The organism is Agrococcus baldri, assembly GCA_900114805.1.
Taxonomy (GTDB): Bacteria; Actinomycetota; Actinomycetes; order Actinomycetales; family Microbacteriaceae; genus Agrococcus; species Agrococcus baldri.
This window is the reverse complement of sequence record FOZN01000005.1, coordinates 1-14,472: the sequence shown is the minus strand read 5'-3', so window position 1 is coordinate 14,472 and position 14,472 is coordinate 1. Positions and strand designations below refer to the sequence as shown.

Sequence of the window (14,472 nt, the reverse complement as noted above, 5' to 3'; positions counted from 1 at the left end):
GTGTCGCCCCGCTTGTCGACTGCCCGGTACAGGTAGGTCCACTTGCCCCGCACCTTGACGTAGGTTTCATCCAGGCGCCAGCTCGGATCAAAGCCACGCCGCCAGAACCAGCGCAGCCGCTTCTCCATCTCCGGGGCGTAGCACTGGACCCAGCGATAGATCGTCGTATGGTCGACCGAAATGCCGCGTTCCGCCAGCATTTCCTCAAGGTCGCGATAGCTGATCGGATAGCGACAATACCAGCGCACCGCCCACAGGATCACATCACCCTGGAAATGGCGCCACTTGAAATCCGTCATCGTTCCGTCCGTCCAATCTCCGCCAAGCATGCTCAAGCTTCACGATTTTTGCAACAGAGCCGTCGGGAGCGCCCTCCTTGACGCCGTCGAACAATTCACACTCCCAACTCTGGCAGTCCTCGCCATTGTCGTGACGGGCTGGCTGCTTATTCGCTACCGAAAGAGAGTCCACCCATGAATCGCACCACAGACAGCAAGCGCCCTCGCGACTGGGCGACGATCCCCAACGCCGTCACGCTGCTCCGGTTTGCGCTCGTCGCCCCGGTCGCGGTCCTCCTCGTGGACGGCTCGCGACCAGTGCTCGCCGTGGTACTCCTGGCGATCTTCGGGGCTAGTGATTGGGTCGACGGCGCCCTCGCCCGCAAGCTCGGCCAGACCAGCAAGACCGGTGCCGTGCTCGACCCGGTCGCTGATCGTATCGGTGTGGCCGTGATCGCATTGGCACTTGTCATGGCTGGCCACGTTTCCATCTGGGTTGCGCTCGGCATCGCAGCGGTAGATGTAGCGCTGGGTGTGACCTACCTGATGGTCCGCCCCAGCCATGCTCCCGAAGTGTCATGGATCGGAAAGATTCGCACGGCCGTCCTGATGGCAGGCATTCTGCTCGTCGGACTCGGAGCGATCCCGAACCTCCATCTATTCGGCGTCGCCGGTCAAGCATTCTGCGTCATCGGAGCAGCTCTCCACCTCCTCGCAGGAATCGGCTACCTCTCTTCCATCATGTGCGGCCCCCGCAAAGCATAAGATTGCCTCGGAGGAATGGTTCTATGCTGAGCAGATTGCGAGCGTCACATTCTGTCCGCCGAACCCAAAGGAGTTGCTGACCGCTGCCCCGACCCGAGTGCGGAGAGCCTCCGTGACCACGTCAAGATGAATCTCGGGATCAATACTTTGAAGGTTGGCAGTCGCGGGAATGATCCCTGATTCAATGGTTCGTGCCGTGATGATCGCTTCGACGGCTCCCGCCCCTCCGACCAAGTGCCCGAGCGCACCCTTCGGGGCGGTGACGTTGATGTCTTCCCCAAAAACTTCAACGAGCGCCTGTGCTTCAGCGCGATCCCCGACGACTGTCCCGGTCGCGTGGGCATTCACATGGTCAATGTCGTTCACCGTGAGATCACCCACTGTGAGTGCCTTGCGAATGGCGCGGACCTGCCCATGTCCGCTTGGTTCGGTGCCGGTGATGTGGTGCGCGTCCGCGGTGATGCCCCAACCGGCGAGCCAGGCGTGGACGCGGGCACCGCGTGCGGCAGCGTGCCTCTCACTCTCAAGGATCACGATCCCGGCACCCTCACCCAGCACGAAGCCTCTACGGTTGGCGTCGAATGGGCGGGAAAGACACGTGACGTCGCCGCCGTCGGGCTTCGCGAGCGCTTGCGCTTGCGCGAAGCCCGCCAGAGTAAGCGGGGTGATTGCCGCTTCAACACCACCTGCAATTACCGCATCCGCCTCGCCAGCCTCGATGAGTCGTGCTCCCAAGGCGATAGCCTCGGCTCCGGATGCGCAGGCCGAAGACGGAGTGTACACACCGGCCTTCGCGGAGTACTCGATACTGATCTGAGCCGAGGCACCGTTGGGCATCAGCATGGGCACGGCGCGTGGAGAAACACGACGCGCACCCCGGCTCTCGAGCACGTCATCCTGCTCAAGGAGTGTCTCTACGCCACCAACACCAGTGCCCACTGCGACAGCCAGACGTTCGGGGTCTATGTCGCAAAGGCCTGCATCAAGCCATGCCTCTCTGGTCGCAGCAAGCGCTAACTGCTGGCTGCGGTCAAGCTGCCGTGCGCGAACGCGACTGAGCACCACTTCGAGATCAGTCGTTACCGGAGCGGCGACACGCACCGGGAGACTGGCCCATGTGTCGCCGAGGCCGTCGAGTTCACAAATGCCAGAGCGCCCCTCAAGCAACCCGGACCACAGGGCTTCTACATCAGCCCCCAGCGGGGTTACCGCCCCGTACCCCGTCATTGCAATTCGCATCAAGACTCTCCCTAACTTGTATGATGATCAAGTTGAACTGTATCACATACAATTGATGCGTGAGCGATAAGAACCAGCGCAAGCAAGTGGTGCGAGGAGCGGGCACGCGCCGTAGAATTCGTGCCGCAGCAATGACGCTCTTCACAGACCGCAAGTTTGTAGAGGTCACAATGAGCGAGTTGGCAAAGGCGGCTGGGGTGTATCCCAACCAGATCACTCATCACTTTGGGTCCAAGGATGCACTGTACGTTGATGTCGCATTCGGGTTGCTTCTGCGAGATACGGAGCGGCTGCAGAAAGCCGGGCGTAGAGCCAGCACGCCGGATGCCATGAAGCGAGTCCTTGCCCGAACTGCTCTGACCATGCCGTCAATAACGGTTGTAGTGAGCGCCCTCGCACTCGCGCGCGGGAACCCCACGCTGCAGCCAGAAGTTGAAGCTGGACTCAATGTCCTGTTTCGCCAGTCAGAGCAGTTCTTAGTAAGAAAGCTATGGGAGCAGCACTGGACGATAGACCAAGACATCGACCGCGCCACGAAAACCTTTTGGAGCGCCGTTTTCGGGGCTGTGATCATCTCCCAGGCCGGTTTTCCCGGAGGTCCCTCATCGGTCGATGTGGCCGCCACATTGTCCATTCACGCCGCTGATGAAGCGCAAAGAGGTGATGCTGAATGAACAGCTACGCGAACGACTCTTGCCAGCGAATGATTCCACAAACAGCTGACCGTGTTCGTGCTCGCTAGCTATTCGCCCTCGCACTATCTAACAGAGCACGAAGTCGCCCGCGGGTACGGGCTCGTCGAATATCTAAATCAGCTTGTCCCGAATTGAACTGCGCGACGGTCGAGCAAGAGATCGGGCAACTTCGTGTGACACAATTGGATACACCGACATTTCACGGCGCCGTGGTGTACGAGGAGATACATGCTAACGGATTTCTTACGAGATCAAGCATTCGCGGTCGCCTGGTTGTCCATGATGGCCGCTGCATGGCTCGGGTGGTCCCAGGAAGACCCCAAACCTCGGCTCCGAGGCGCCCTCGGTACGGGTTCAGTGCTGGGAATGCTTATCGCGATAGCTGCCGGGCTCCTCGTATGGCGCAATTGGACAACACCAACTGCTCTCGAGGGTCGCTATTGGGTGTTTGGTCTCATTGTTCTTGCTGAAGCTGTGCTCATCGGTGTCGGATGTATTTTTCTCGCCCGGCGGGGATTGACTCGCTGGTACGGGTGGTGGATCGGGATATGTGTGGCGTTGCATTTTATTCCCCTGGCATGGATATTCGAAGACTGGTCCTACCTTGTGCTCGCTGTTGTTCAAGTCGCCGGTCTCGTCACCATGTTTCCACCTCTGAAGCGTGGTACGTATGCGACCAGCCGCTGGGCATGCCCCTGGATTGCTTTGACGTTTCTCGTCTTCGCGATTGCGTCCGGAATCATCTTGCTACTTCGCTACGGATACCCCGTGTAAGGCAGTCCTGTACCCGTAAATGTGCAAGACGGCTCCTAAGACTTCAACCAACTTTCCAACTCCGGATCCCACAAGACCGCCGATGACTGTGTGAGAGTCGTTGTCTCGCCCCCAGAAGGCCGAGATCGTCTTTGACACCGTCGTTCGACCGAAGAGAGGTAGACCATCATGTCAGCCCTGGCCGCACCTGGCCTCAGCGCTATCCGTGACTCACTCCGGTGCCCGATCTGCGCCGGTCGCCTCGAACTGACACCGGGGGCACTGCGTTGTCGTCAGCGACACACCTTCAACATCGCTCGGCACGGCTACGTCAGCCTACTGTCTGGGACTAATGCGATCAGCGGGGATGATGCGCCGATGATCCAAGCTCGAGAACGTTTCCTCGCGACCGGCGCCTACGAGCCGATACGCCGGGCCGTCTCGACGATGGTGTCTCATACGATCCCTCGTGATGGCATAGTTCTCGATGTTGGCTGTGGTACCGGCTACTACCTCGCCGGTGCGCTCGACAAAGTGACCGGGGCTCGCGGCCTGGGGCTTGACTCCTCGGTGCGTGCGCTGCGGGTCGCTGCGCGCGTCCACGAGCGAGCAGCCGCAGCGAGCTGGGACGTGTTCCGCCCGTATCCGTTGGCCGACCAGTCGGTGGATGCTGTGCTGAACATGTTCGCTCCGCGCAACCCCGGCGAGTTTCACCGGGTCCTCCGCCCGAACGGCAGCCTGATCGTGGTGCGTCCGACGGTCGACCACCTGGCCGAGTTGCGCCGCGATGTGCCCGACTCGGTGACTATCGATGTTTCCAAGGAGCAACGCCTGCATGACGCCCTGGCACCGTTCTTCGAACAGGAGCGAGATCAACACGTCGGCTACATCGCAGAGATTGAACCGCAAACGGCTCGCGATCTGCTCGGAATGACGCCGAGTGCGCGGCACATCACCCCGGCAGAGGTCTCGGACGACGACCTGCCCGAGCGAGTCACCATATCCGTGCTTGTCAGCTCATACCGGCTACGGGAGACTTGACTGGTGGCAGAGCGATCCCGTCGCATCGGGATGGCACCTTAGCGCGGTTATCGAGATCGCCGTGAGGCGCATGTCTCACGGATCATCAGGAGGGCGCAGAGAACGTAGAGCGCTGCGGCGCAGATCCAGAGGGTGCCGTCTGCATTCGTTCGGGTGAGTGCGAAAATGCCGGTGAAGGTGACCGGGCCGATGATCGAGGTGAGGCTGTTCAGGCTTGCAAGTGTTCCCTGCAGGCGTCCCTGCTGCTGCTCGGGCGCGCGTCTCGAGAGCAGCGTCTGCAGTGCGGGCAACGTGATGCTGCCGAGTCCGAGCGCTGCGAGGATCGGTAGCATCGCCCATGTGCTGGCGATGAGGGCAAGGCCGATGAGCCCAATGGCGTCTGCGGCGATACCGACGAGGATCGCCCGGGTCTCGCCGATCCGGGACACGATGCGTCCGGTCAGTGCCGCCTGCACGAATACTTGCACCATTCCGAAGATGGATAGCGAAACGCCGACTTCGACGGGGTTCCAGTCGAGGCGCTGCTGCGTGAAGAGCACCCAGGTGGAGCCTGGTGCTTGGCCGATGAACTGCACGATGCCGAAGACTGCGAGAAGGATAAGCATCCCCGGCACTGCGGTTCGCTTCGCCGTACCGGGTTGCTGTGCGTGCGAGCCGTTGCTGCCCGGTGGCCGCGTCTCACGCAGAAGACTCGCGCTGAGTACGAGGGTGATTCCGGCGAGCGCGGCGGCGACGAGGAATGGCAGATGCGGTGAGACCCCGCCGAAAAGACCGCCAATGGCGGGACCCGCGATCATGCCACCGCCGTAGCATGCGCCGAGCCACCCGTAGCGTTTTGCGCGCTGATCCGGCGGAGTAATGTCGGCGATCACCGTCGCGGTGACGGCGTTCGTGGCGCCGGTAATGCCTGCAACCGCGCGGGCGAGGTAAAAGACCCACAGCGTGTCCGTCAGTGCGAGCACGAGGTAGTCGATCGTCGCGCCTGCGAGGGAGGCGACAAGCACGCGGCGGCGTCCGAAACGGTCAGAGAGTCGGCCAAGGATCGGGGCGCAAAGAAACTGCATGATCGCATAGAGCGCTGTCAGTAGTCCGACGTGCAGTGGGATCATGTCGTCGGGGGCACCGACCTGGTCGAGAAGGGTAGGCAAGATCGGCATCACGAGGCCCAGCCCTGCAGCATCGAGGGTCGCCGTGATGAGCACGGCTGTCAGGATTCCACGATGAGAGTAGCGAGCAGTCACTTTATCTAAGATAAAGTTATCGATGATAAAGTGCAACTATGACTCACCACCGGAAGCGTCTCGACCGCACGTCCGTGTTGCTCGGGGCCCGGCAGGTGCTCGACGAGACTGGGCTCGATGGCTTCACCACTCGCGCGCTGGCGGCTCACTTACAGGTACAGCAGCCCGGCCTCTACTGGCACTTCCGCACGAAGGCCGAACTCCTCGCAGCGCTGGCGAGCGACGTGCTTGACCGAGAGCATCACGCTTCCTTCCCCGAGTCCGACGAGAAATGGGACGCATTTCTCTTGCGAAACGCAAGAAGTTTCCGCCACGCACTACACGCGGTCCGTGACGGTGCGCGTCTCCACGCTGAGCACCACCGCAGACCATCCGGCGACGACACCGACGAAGGAGCTGAGGCTTCCGGTCAGCAAGTCGGGCTTCTCGTGTCTCAGGGATTCGATGAACAGACAGCCATCAGCATGCTCATCGCGGTCAGCCGATACACCGTCGGTGTCGTACTGGAGGAGCAAACCGCAGAGGTCGGCAATGCGAGCGTTCCTGAACGCGACCGGGAATTCGATTTCGGCCTGACAGCACTGATCGACGGATTCTCTCACTCCCGCACAGCGTCATTGACCTCGAGCGAATCGTGACCTCATTCGACGCTCAGCGGGTTCGCGCGAGACGGGAAAAGATCCCGTCCACCATAAGCGCCAGACCGCGCTCATAGGCACGATCAAGATCGAGGGCATAACCCGAGCCGATCAAGGATTTCAGCGCGGCGTGGTTCTCATTCGAACTGAGTTGCTCGAGTTTGTCGATACGCTCATCGATCCAGGTATCTGCATCGACACCGGTGATAGATTCTGCCTCTGTTTCGGGCTCGAGCAAAATTGCCGTGCCTCGCGCCTGCGTGAAGAGCAGAATGTGCGTCTCCATCGCTTCTTCGGCACTGATACCCGCCCGAGTGAGTGTTCGAATCACCCACTCTGCGAAGACGAGTGCTGCGGGCACTAATTGCGGGCGTGTGACGGAAAGCTGCGGAGCAAGCCACGGATGCCGTCGGAACACTCGCCACAGCTCTCGATGTCCGCGGATCAGATCTTCACGCCAGGTCCCGACTTCATCACCCGCAGACCAATCGCGAAGCGCACGATCCATCATCGCGAAAAGCAGATGTTCCTGGCTCGGGTAGAACCGATATAGCGTGGCCGACCCCATATGGACCACATTCGCGACCCTCCGCATCGAAAGCGAGTCAATACCCTCGACATCGGCGATGGAAACAGCGGCAGTTACGATGCGTTCCGCAACGGCATCATCTGCTTCCGGCACCGGACGCTGCACATGCTGCCGCCGTTGTGGGTGCTGGGGTGCGTCTCGTGAGCTGCGCCCACCCCTTGCCCCTGGTGCCGTTGTCGCGACGACCGTTCCGACACCGGGCACCGGTGTCGCCAGTCCCTCGGATCGCAGTAGTGCGTGCACACGACTGGCCGTTGCAATTGCGACATTCCACGTACCAGTGATCTCCCTGGCAGAAGGAAGCATCTCCCCGGGCCGCAATTCTCCAGCAAATATCTGCGCCCGCAGCTCGGCAGCGATCTCCGCAGATGACGTTCCCACCCTTGCCATCCTGTACTAGAACACCAGCGTTGGCAAGCGATGAGAACCTTGCCATTCCGTCACAGTGGAGCAGGTCTCAGCATCGCTGTACTAGTACGAGCTTGCTCACCATCTCAGGCCTTCCTTAGGTTTGGCGTCATGAATATGAATGAACGACGAGTACTCATCTCTGGCGCAAGCATCGCAGGACTGGCATGCGCCTACTGGCTTCGAAGGCACGGATTCTCCGTCACGATCGTCGAGATCGCTCCCAGCCCAGGGCCCGGCGGTCAAGCCGTCGACCTGCGCGGCGCCGGACGCACAGTCATCGACCGTATGGGGCTGCTCAATGGGGCGCGTGCGATCGGCCTCGAGCAGGCGGGCATGTCCTGGGTCGACGCACACGGCCAGACACGCGCCGCCATGCCGACGGATGCGTTCGGGAGAAGGATTCATCTCGGAGATCGAGATCCTCCGCGGCGATCTCGTCGACCTGCTCTACCAACAGCTCGGTGACGGTATCGAGTGGATCTTCAACGACACCATCACCGAGCTCGCGCAGAGTTCGAACTACGTGAATGTCACGTTCCGTGGCGCACGCCCACAGCGTTTCGATTTCGTCATCGGCGCCGACGGCTTACATTCGGCAGTTCGGACGGCCGCTTTTGGGCGGGAAGAGGACTTCGTCCATCCGCTCGGGCTGTACACGGCATGGTTCACCGCTCCGGCGTTCGAAGAACTCGACAACTGGTATCAGTTGTACAACCACACCGGCGGACTCGTGGCCTCGATCAGGCCCGGGAGCCAGCCAAGTGAGTCCAAAGCAGCGCTGAGCTTTCGTACCCGCCCCGGAGAGAGGGTCGGCCACGACCGACGCGACCGCGCCTCCCAGATCGCACTCCTGGAAGATCGGTTCGGTGGTGTCGGATGGCATGTTCCGCGGCTGCTCGAGGCCGCGCGCTCGGCATCGGATTTCTCGTTCGATGAGATGGGGAAGGTTCAACTGTCTCGCTGGTGGAATGGCCGCATTGCCCTGATCGGGGATGCAGCCGCCTGTCCGACCCCGCTCAGCGGGCTCGGCACCAGCGTCGCGCTGGTGGGCGCCTATGTGCTCGCCGGAGAACTCGGAGACGGAAGCGACCATGCCGCTGCGTTCGCGGCGTACGATCGCCTCGTTCGCCCGTATGTCGAGGGTGCGCAGCAGCTTGCGGGCGGGCCTGGCGGATATGCGCCGATGACGGCTCTTGCGATCCGGTTCATGCAGGCGTCGATGTCGTGGGCAACACGCTGGCCTATGCGAGGCTTCATGGAGAAACAGTTCAGCAAAGCGTCCGACATTGACCTGCCTGACTACACACCGGCATGACAGCCCTCGACCTGGAGGCGTCTGACTATATTGAAATCTCCGCGATGACAAGGCAGCCGAGCGCCACGACGCTGGCGAGCGTGCGGACGAAGTTCCAGCGCCCCCATGAGCGTTCGAAGGCTTGGCGTGCAGCCCGGATCTCTTCCGGGTTACCGCACGTCGCGCGATCAAGCTGGGTGTTCAGCGGCACGTTCTTTGCTGCCGTGATGATGAAGGTGAGCAACGATCCACCTGCAGCAGTGCAGATGAGCGTGGGTGGGAACGGCGCGTTCCACCAGACGCTGAATGCGGCACAGGCAACTCCTGTGATGGGAGCCGTGATGAAAATGCTCAAGAACCATCCGTTCAGAATCGCGCGGTTGATCGTCTGGAACGCGCGCACGAATGTGTGATCATCTACACGTCGGAGGCCGGGAACGACGGCGCAGGAGAATACGAAGAACGCTCCTGCGAGCAGCCCATTGGTGACGGTCGCGACCGAGAGCATGCTCGTCAGAAGGACGGACATCTCTGTCTGCCTCTTCAGTTTGCCCGGAGGAGGCGGTCGATCGTGACCTCGATCGGCGTATGCCCGCTAACCCGGCGGTCGCCACGTGGCGCGAGCAGCCCCTGTTGATCAGCTTGATACAGCTCGGCAAGGCTTACTGCGATATGCGACCGGAAGCCTGCTTCGGTAAATGCGTCCACCCATGCTTCTTTTGGGATCAGCTCGACCGTCAATTCCTGGCCCAGTGCGCGACCCAACACCGTAGCAACAGTTCGCTCCGAATACGAAGGGCCGAGAACATCAATTGCTTCGCTCACGCCTGGAGGGGATTGCAGGACATCGGCGGCGACTGCTCCAAGGTCAGCAGTGGCGACCATCGGGATGGGCATATCCGCCGAACCTGCGAACACGGGGTAGATGCCGCTCTCGCGAGCCGCATCGAGCACATCGGTGAGCTTCTCCTGGAAGTGACCCGAGCGTAACGCACTGAGCACCGTTCCCGTTGCACGCAGAGCGACTTCCATGCGGTGCAGCCCTGCGATCGGTCCGGTACCCTCGGCAAGGTCCGCACCCCCGGACGAGAGCAGCACGACATGCGGCACCCCGGCGTCGGCCACGGCCCCAGCGATCGACTCGATCAGACGTTCCGCGTGGTCGTCGAGAGCGTCGACCGTGAGATCGAACGGAAGCAGGGCGAAGAACCCAGCGCAACCTGTAAGCGCTTCAGTCAGTGTGGAACGGTCGTCCAATGAGACGAGGCGTGCTCCGGCTCCTTGCGCCTCCCAGGCATCGGCATCAGCCCTGCGGCGCACGAGCACCCGCACTTCCGCTCCCGCGGACAGTAGCTGCCTTGCCGCATTCGATCCGACTCTGCCTGTTGCCCCAGCAATGACGTACATCGCGTTTCCCTTCGGTCGTATAACTCACTTAATAGTTCGACAGTACGAGGTAAACGAAGGTAAATCTATGACTCAGAATTCAATATTCTTGCTCGTTCAACCGAAATGGGCGGAACTATCGTAACCATCCATGCGAAGCTGTATGCATGGAAGATGCCGTCACGCCCGGCCGCACGGATCGGTTGGCCCGAGTACTGCACACGCTTCGAATGCGCAGCACGTTCTACTGCCATGCCCAGCTCACCGAGCCCTGGGCACTCGAGATGCCAGCCATTTCCGACTCCATCAGCTTTCACGTCGTCACCGCCGGTACCTGCTGGATCCGACTGCCCGGCGGTGAACCCTGCGAGCTGCGGGCAGGAGACCTCGCGCTCGTGCCACATGGACTCGGACATCATCTCGCCAGCGCGCCAGACGCGCCGTCAGGTCCTCGCGTCGATCTCCTGCCGCAGCAGTACCTCACCGACCGCTACTCCCGCCTGCAGCACGGCGGCGATGGCCGCCCCGGCCAATTGATCTGCGGCATCGTCACGTTCGACGACCCCGCAGCACGAGAGCTCATGCGTGCGCTCCCACAGCTCTTGTCCGTCGGCGGTGACACTGCCTCCGCCGACGGAGCGATCCGTGACACGTTGCGCCTCATGGCCGGTGAACTCTCCCGCACACAGCCCGGCGGGGAAGCCGTGGCGACCAGACTCGCCGATATCCTCGTCATCCAAGCGATCCGCACCTGGCTCGCCACCGCTCCCGACACCGGCACCGGATGGCTACGCGCCGTGCAAGACGAACGAATCGGCAGAGCGCTTGAAGCAATCCACGCCAACCCTGGTCACGAATGGACGCTCGAACGACTCGCAACTCTCACAGCGATGTCGCGCTCATCATTCAGCACGCGTTTCGCAGAGCTCGTCGGGGAAGCACCGATCGCGTACCTCACCCGCTGGCGGATGAACATCGCCCACACCCGGCTCCGTGAAGAGAACACCACCGCGGCCCGACTCGCCACCGAACTCGGCTACCACTCCGAAGCGGCATTCAACCGCGCCTTCACACGCATCATCGGACGGACACCAGGCGCAGTGCGCCGCGAACAATGCGCGGCTTCTGGGGTGTGATCGCTCCGGTGCGATCCTCATTGTCGCGGCTCACGCCGCGATCTTGTTGACGGTGCGGATGTTGCGATTCGTGGTCGTACGTTTCCAGGCGGCGCGGCCAAGTTCCTTGCCGAACGGCGATCTCGTCGTGTCGACCACGGGAACGTTCCAATAGACCACGCCCGGGCCGGGCAGTATGCGTTCTTCCCCGCGCGGAAGATCATGGCACTTCTGCACCAGTGCATCCCTCGTCACTCCGTCCGCGCAGAAAATCACATAGGAATTATGGGAGGTGTCGGCAGAGTCGAAGGGCAGTTCATCACGGGCTCGGCGAAGCTCGTCGAGGGTGACGAGCACGATCCAGGCCTCGTAGCCGAATCGCTCCGTAAGCGCCTGCTCGGTCATTGCTTTGAGCTCCGCACGTTCTGCGGCGTCCGAAGTGAAGCGCACGTTACCGCTGGCGAGGTAGGTGCGCACATTGTCGAAGCCGAGCCCAGCGAAGAGCTCTCTGAGGTCCGCCGAACGGATCGTGATGCCGCCGACGTTCACCCCGCGCAGCAGGGCCACATACTCCATGCGCGTGCCCTCGTTTTCTCCAGCCGCCCCGTCACCTACTTACAGTGCTTCGCTGGTTTCCTGCTCCGCCGCCCAGGCAGCGACTCGTTCCATGCTTTCTGCTTCGGAGAGGTCTTCGACACGGGACATGATCGACCAGCGCACTCCGAACGGGTCAAGAATGGAGGCGAAGCGGTCGCCGGAAACAAACGTGCTCGTCGCTTCACGAATCGTGGCACCCGCGTGTTCTGCTCGTTTCACGGTGGCGTCGACATCCGCACAGTACAGGCCCATCGAATAGCAGACGCCCTCGCCCGACGGGGCTGGCACGAGGCCGTAATCAGGGCTGGGCTCGCCGAGCTGCAGTTTGCCGTTACCGAAGTCCAGCTCGGCATGGACGACGATACCGTTGATCTCGGTGGCGTCGACGAGGCGAGCGCCGAACACCGAACGGTAGAATTCGACGGCATCGGTGGCACCGGTGACGGCGAGGAACGGGGTCAGGCTCGTCGACCCATGCGGGATGCCATTGGTAGTGTGGTTGCCAGAAACACCAGCTTGGTGCAAGTTATCTTCGTTCATGCTTCGAGCGTATGTGAGGGACGACCACGGTGGCTTGAAGATTCACGACGAGGTTGAAACGGGGGGTGCCGTGGCTGAGCTCACTGACGGACGAGGCGTCCTCTACCCGACTAAGCTCCCGTCCTTTCACAGAGCACCTGCACACGAAGACATCGACGCGTGGATCCGCTGGTTCTGGGTGCCGCGTTGGGAGCTTCCACCGGGGCGAACATCCCGGCAGACAGTGTTGCCGTTCCCGGCGTCGAATCTGGTCGTTCAAAGTGACAGCGTGAGGCTCCACGGCCCGACCACCGGGGTATCCCATCAAGATCTCCGCGGCCGCGGGTGGGCAGTCGGTGCGTCGCTCCGCCCGGCCGGAATCGCCTCGCTGCACGCAGATCCACACGGTATCAAGAACTCCGCGGTTGTCTTCGACGCTCCCGAACTGCATACGACCGTGACGGCCGCCATGCATCACCCAGATAAGGCAACCGGCCGGGAGTACGCTATCGCAGCATTCACAGCGTGGGCCGCCGAACGCTTTTCGGCACCGGATGCCGAGGGCATGCTGGCCAACGAGATGGAGCACCTCATCTCTGCAGACCGCACCATCGTCCGCATCGATCAAGTTGCAACGCACCTGGGGGTATCGGTTCGTGCAGTGCAGCGTCTCGCCAGGCGTTATGTGGGGCTTCCACCGCTCGCGATCATTCGCCGGTATCGTCTCCAAGAAGCCGCTCAGCGGTTGCGAGAAGATCCCTCGCTCACAATCGCACAGGTCTCGGCAGAACTCGGCTATGCAGATCATGCCCACCTTGCCGCGGATTTCCGTACGGTTCTCGGCCTCGCGCCAAGTGTGTACCGACGTGACAGCGCCAAGGCCACAGAGCAGACCTGAGACCGGGAGCAGTAGTCGGATAGCATGATGAGAGGCGAGGGAGCACCCAGCCGCTGAACCCGTACCGCGATGAATCGAGATGCCTCCCGAGCTCGACGAGGAGGTCACGATGCGCCCGGCGGATGGCGATGGGCGGGAGGATGCGATCGAGCAGCTCGCCGAGAAAGGCGCGGCAACGTACCCGGCGATCTGGGCGCAGGTGATGGCCGACCGCCCGAACGGGCCCGCGCGCCCCGGCGAAGTGCCCGTCCCTGAGTCGATTGAGGAGGTCACGGCATGGGCGGGCAAGGAAGACTCCCGCCGTGTCGAGCTGATCTACGCACCAATATTCTGGGTCGTACTGCCGGTTGCGGCGCTCGGCGGCATGATTTGGGGGTCGATCGCCGACCCTCGCGATGGCTGGACCGGCACATTCTTCCCCGTCGAGAACAACGAGCCGCCGTGGAACTTCGGGCTGGGCTGGGCCGCCGTGACGGTCTGGCTGCTCATCATGGTCGGCGTGCTCGTCGTCAGGTTGAGCGTCTTCCGTGGCCTGCGGGCCGAGAACCGGTGGGTCTTCGAGCACGGCGTGCCGTATTCGATCCACCGGTCGTCCGTGGACTACGACGACGGTGAGACGAGCGGGTGGCCGACATACATTGCGCTGAATCATCGACTCGACGGCTCTGTTGCAAAGATTGGCGGCAGTCAGAGGTAGGCTGTCGCTCTGCGCCGATCAGGCGGCTGCTGCGAAATGGTGGTTGAGCATGCCCATGGCCTCCGTCAGCGCCGAGGGCCCAATGCCAAAAGCTCTCTCCACAAGGCGCACCTCGCCCCTGATGCCGGGCTGCAGGCACCAGGGGCGAGCCTGTCCTTTGCGCAGGGCTCGCATGACTTCGAATCCCTTGATCGTGGCATAGGCCGTGGGGATCGATTTGAAACCGCGCACCGGCTTGATCAGTATCTTGAGCTTTCCGTGATCGGCCTCGATCACGTTATTGAGATACTTCACCTGCCGGTGGGCCGTCTCCCGG

General features: G+C 61.9%; 18 protein-coding genes and 3 pseudogenes. 11 read left to right on the top strand and 10 right to left on the bottom strand.

Annotated elements, in window-relative coordinates:
- Nucleotides 1-299, bottom strand: a 299-nt coding sequence (locus BM288_RS14110; RefSeq protein WP_048277315.1) for an IS6 family transposase, incomplete at its 3' end; no start/stop codon positions are given.
- Nucleotides 300-473: 174 nt separating this feature from the next.
- Between BM288_RS14110 and BM288_RS14105 the strand changes: the two genes are divergently transcribed.
- Nucleotides 474-1,043, top strand: coding sequence for a CDP-alcohol phosphatidyltransferase family protein (locus BM288_RS14105; RefSeq protein ID WP_092919881.1), 570 nt, complete (start codon nucleotides 474-476; stop codon nucleotides 1,041-1,043).
- A gap of 21 nt (nucleotides 1,044-1,064) precedes the next feature.
- On the opposite strand, the gene BM288_RS14100 is transcribed toward BM288_RS14105, so the two are convergent.
- A complete protein-coding gene (locus BM288_RS14100) occupies nucleotides 1,065-2,282 on the bottom strand; it encodes a beta-ketoacyl-[acyl-carrier-protein] synthase family protein (RefSeq protein ID WP_197077862.1) in 1,218 nt (405 codons plus the stop codon).
- Nucleotides 2,283-2,341: 59 nt separating this feature from the next.
- Between BM288_RS14100 and BM288_RS14095 the strand changes: the two genes are divergently transcribed.
- From BM288_RS14095 to BM288_RS14090, 3 genes and pseudogenes are all read left to right on the top strand, one after another.
- Complete coding sequence (locus BM288_RS14095) at nucleotides 2,342-2,956, top strand: TetR/AcrR family transcriptional regulator (RefSeq protein WP_049620400.1); 615 nt, start codon at nucleotides 2,342-2,344, stop codon at nucleotides 2,954-2,956.
- Nucleotides 2,957-3,919: 963 nt separating this feature from the next.
- A pseudogene (locus tag BM288_RS14755) lies at nucleotides 3,920-4,060 on the top strand (putative RNA methyltransferase); the annotation flags it as partial.
- Between the two features lie 48 nt (nucleotides 4,061-4,108).
- Entirely contained in the window at nucleotides 4,109-4,771 is a 663-nt protein-coding gene (locus BM288_RS14090; protein WP_197077863.1) for a methyltransferase domain-containing protein, read from the top strand.
- A 47-nt stretch (nucleotides 4,772-4,818) separates the two neighbouring features.
- On the opposite strand, the gene tet(Z) is transcribed toward BM288_RS14090, so the two are convergent.
- Nucleotides 4,819-6,012 carry a tetracycline efflux MFS transporter Tet(Z) gene (gene tet(Z), locus BM288_RS14085; protein WP_114950139.1) on the bottom strand — a complete coding sequence of 398 codons (1,194 nt, stop codon included), beginning with the start codon at nucleotides 6,010-6,012 and terminating at the stop codon, nucleotides 4,819-4,821.
- A gap of 38 nt (nucleotides 6,013-6,050) precedes the next feature.
- Here tet(Z) and BM288_RS14080 point away from each other — a divergent pair, with 38 nt between their 5' ends.
- On the top strand, nucleotides 6,051-6,650 hold the full coding sequence (locus BM288_RS14080; RefSeq protein ID WP_010889966.1) for a TetR/AcrR family transcriptional regulator C-terminal domain-containing protein: 600 nt from the start codon (nucleotides 6,051-6,053) through the stop codon (nucleotides 6,648-6,650).
- Nucleotides 6,651-6,663: 13 nt separating this feature from the next.
- On the opposite strand, the gene BM288_RS14075 is transcribed toward BM288_RS14080, so the two are convergent.
- Nucleotides 6,664-7,332 carry a TetR/AcrR family transcriptional regulator gene (locus tag BM288_RS14075; RefSeq protein WP_235362322.1) on the bottom strand — a complete coding sequence of 223 codons (669 nt, stop codon included), beginning with the start codon at nucleotides 7,330-7,332 and terminating at the stop codon, nucleotides 6,664-6,666.
- A 99-nt stretch (nucleotides 7,333-7,431) separates the two neighbouring features.
- Nucleotides 7,432-7,629, bottom strand: a pseudogene (locus tag BM288_RS14750) (GntR family transcriptional regulator); the annotation flags it as partial.
- Nucleotides 7,630-7,659: 30 nt separating this feature from the next.
- Between BM288_RS14750 and BM288_RS14745 the strand changes: the two are divergent.
- Nucleotides 7,660-8,115, top strand: a complete 456-nt coding sequence (locus BM288_RS14745) for an NAD(P)-binding protein (RefSeq protein WP_083078715.1) — start codon at nucleotides 7,660-7,662, stop codon at nucleotides 8,113-8,115.
- On the top strand, nucleotides 8,033-8,965 hold the full coding sequence (locus tag BM288_RS14070; RefSeq protein ID WP_197077864.1) for an FAD-dependent monooxygenase: 933 nt from the start codon (nucleotides 8,033-8,035) through the stop codon (nucleotides 8,963-8,965). Before BM288_RS14745 ends, BM288_RS14070 begins: the two co-directional genes overlap by 83 nt.
- A 25-nt stretch (nucleotides 8,966-8,990) precedes the next feature.
- Here the strand turns inward: BM288_RS14070 and BM288_RS14065 are convergent, their stop codons facing one another.
- Together BM288_RS14065 and BM288_RS14060 are read right to left on the bottom strand one after the other, a co-directional pair.
- Nucleotides 8,991-9,473 (bottom strand): anthrone oxygenase family protein, encoded by a 483-nt coding sequence (locus BM288_RS14065; RefSeq protein ID WP_092919879.1) that lies wholly within the window; start codon nucleotides 9,471-9,473, stop codon nucleotides 8,991-8,993.
- A gap of 14 nt (nucleotides 9,474-9,487) precedes the next feature.
- Complete coding sequence (locus tag BM288_RS14060) at nucleotides 9,488-10,351, bottom strand: NmrA family NAD(P)-binding protein (RefSeq protein WP_049620404.1); 864 nt, start codon at nucleotides 10,349-10,351, stop codon at nucleotides 9,488-9,490.
- Nucleotides 10,352-10,497: 146 nt separating this feature from the next.
- Between BM288_RS14060 and BM288_RS14055 the strand changes: the two genes are divergently transcribed.
- A complete protein-coding gene (locus BM288_RS14055) occupies nucleotides 10,498-11,466 on the top strand; it encodes an AraC family transcriptional regulator (RefSeq protein WP_049620405.1) in 969 nt (322 codons plus the stop codon).
- Nucleotides 11,467-11,496: 30 nt separating this feature from the next.
- On the opposite strand, the gene BM288_RS14050 is transcribed toward BM288_RS14055, so the two are convergent.
- Both BM288_RS14050 and BM288_RS14045 read right to left on the bottom strand, forming a co-directional pair.
- Nucleotides 11,497-12,021, bottom strand: a complete 525-nt coding sequence (locus tag BM288_RS14050) for a DUF1697 domain-containing protein (RefSeq protein WP_092919877.1) — start codon at nucleotides 12,019-12,021, stop codon at nucleotides 11,497-11,499.
- A 39-nt stretch (nucleotides 12,022-12,060) separates the two neighbouring features.
- A complete protein-coding gene (locus tag BM288_RS14045) occupies nucleotides 12,061-12,582 on the bottom strand; it encodes a VOC family protein (RefSeq protein WP_049620407.1) in 522 nt (173 codons plus the stop codon).
- On the opposite strand from BM288_RS14045, the pseudogene BM288_RS14710 reads away from it, so the two are divergent.
- From BM288_RS14710 to BM288_RS14355, 3 genes and pseudogenes are all read left to right on the top strand, one after another.
- A pseudogene (locus BM288_RS14710) lies at nucleotides 12,524-12,943 on the top strand (DUF6597 domain-containing transcriptional factor); the annotation flags it as partial. The gene BM288_RS14045 and the pseudogene BM288_RS14710 overlap by 59 nt on opposite strands.
- A gap of 75 nt (nucleotides 12,944-13,018) precedes the next feature.
- Nucleotides 13,019-13,459, top strand: coding sequence for a helix-turn-helix domain-containing protein (locus tag BM288_RS14705; protein ID WP_235362347.1), 441 nt, complete (start codon nucleotides 13,019-13,021; stop codon nucleotides 13,457-13,459).
- Nucleotides 13,460-13,538: 79 nt separating this feature from the next.
- The gene (locus BM288_RS14355) at nucleotides 13,539-14,156 is read left to right on the top strand and encodes a hypothetical protein (protein WP_143103119.1); all 618 of its coding nucleotides are present in this window, start codon (nucleotides 13,539-13,541) and stop codon (nucleotides 14,154-14,156) included.
- Nucleotides 14,157-14,174: 18 nt separating this feature from the next.
- Here BM288_RS14355 and BM288_RS14030 read toward each other — a convergent pair.
- Nucleotides 14,175-14,472: DDE-type integrase/transposase/recombinase (locus BM288_RS14030; RefSeq protein WP_113684533.1), on the bottom strand; the 298-nt coding region annotated here is incomplete at its 5' end.

What these genes read in the sequence shown, in the direction of transcription:
- BM288_RS14105 (WP_092919881.1), top strand. Translation starts at nt 474, where the DNA reads ATGAATCGCACCACAGACAGCAAGCGCCCTCGCGACTGGGCGACGATC.
- BM288_RS14100 (WP_197077862.1), bottom strand. Translation starts at nt 2,282, where the DNA reads ATGCGAATTGCAATGACGGGGTACGGGGCGGTAACCCCGCTGGGGGCT.
- BM288_RS14090 (WP_197077863.1), top strand. Translation starts at nt 4,109, where the DNA reads ATGATCCAAGCTCGAGAACGTTTCCTCGCGACCGGCGCCTACGAGCCG.
- BM288_RS14080 (WP_010889966.1), top strand. Translation starts at nt 6,051, where the DNA reads ATGACTCACCACCGGAAGCGTCTCGACCGCACGTCCGTGTTGCTCGGG.
- BM288_RS14745 (WP_083078715.1), top strand. Translation starts at nt 7,660, where the DNA reads ATGAGAACCTTGCCATTCCGTCACAGTGGAGCAGGTCTCAGCATCGCT.
- BM288_RS14070 (WP_197077864.1), top strand. Translation starts at nt 8,033, where the DNA reads ATGCGTTCGGGAGAAGGATTCATCTCGGAGATCGAGATCCTCCGCGGC.
- BM288_RS14065 (WP_092919879.1), bottom strand. Translation starts at nt 9,473, where the DNA reads ATGTCCGTCCTTCTGACGAGCATGCTCTCGGTCGCGACCGTCACCAAT.
- BM288_RS14060 (WP_049620404.1), bottom strand. Translation starts at nt 10,351, where the DNA reads ATGTACGTCATTGCTGGGGCAACAGGCAGAGTCGGATCGAATGCGGCA.
- BM288_RS14055 (WP_049620405.1), top strand. Translation starts at nt 10,498, where the DNA reads ATGGAAGATGCCGTCACGCCCGGCCGCACGGATCGGTTGGCCCGAGTA.
- BM288_RS14050 (WP_092919877.1), bottom strand. Translation starts at nt 12,021, where the DNA reads ATGGAGTATGTGGCCCTGCTGCGCGGGGTGAACGTCGGCGGCATCACG.
- BM288_RS14045 (WP_049620407.1), bottom strand. Translation starts at nt 12,582, where the DNA reads ATGAACGAAGATAACTTGCACCAAGCTGGTGTTTCTGGCAACCACACT.
- BM288_RS14355 (WP_143103119.1), top strand. Translation starts at nt 13,539, where the DNA reads ATGCCTCCCGAGCTCGACGAGGAGGTCACGATGCGCCCGGCGGATGGC.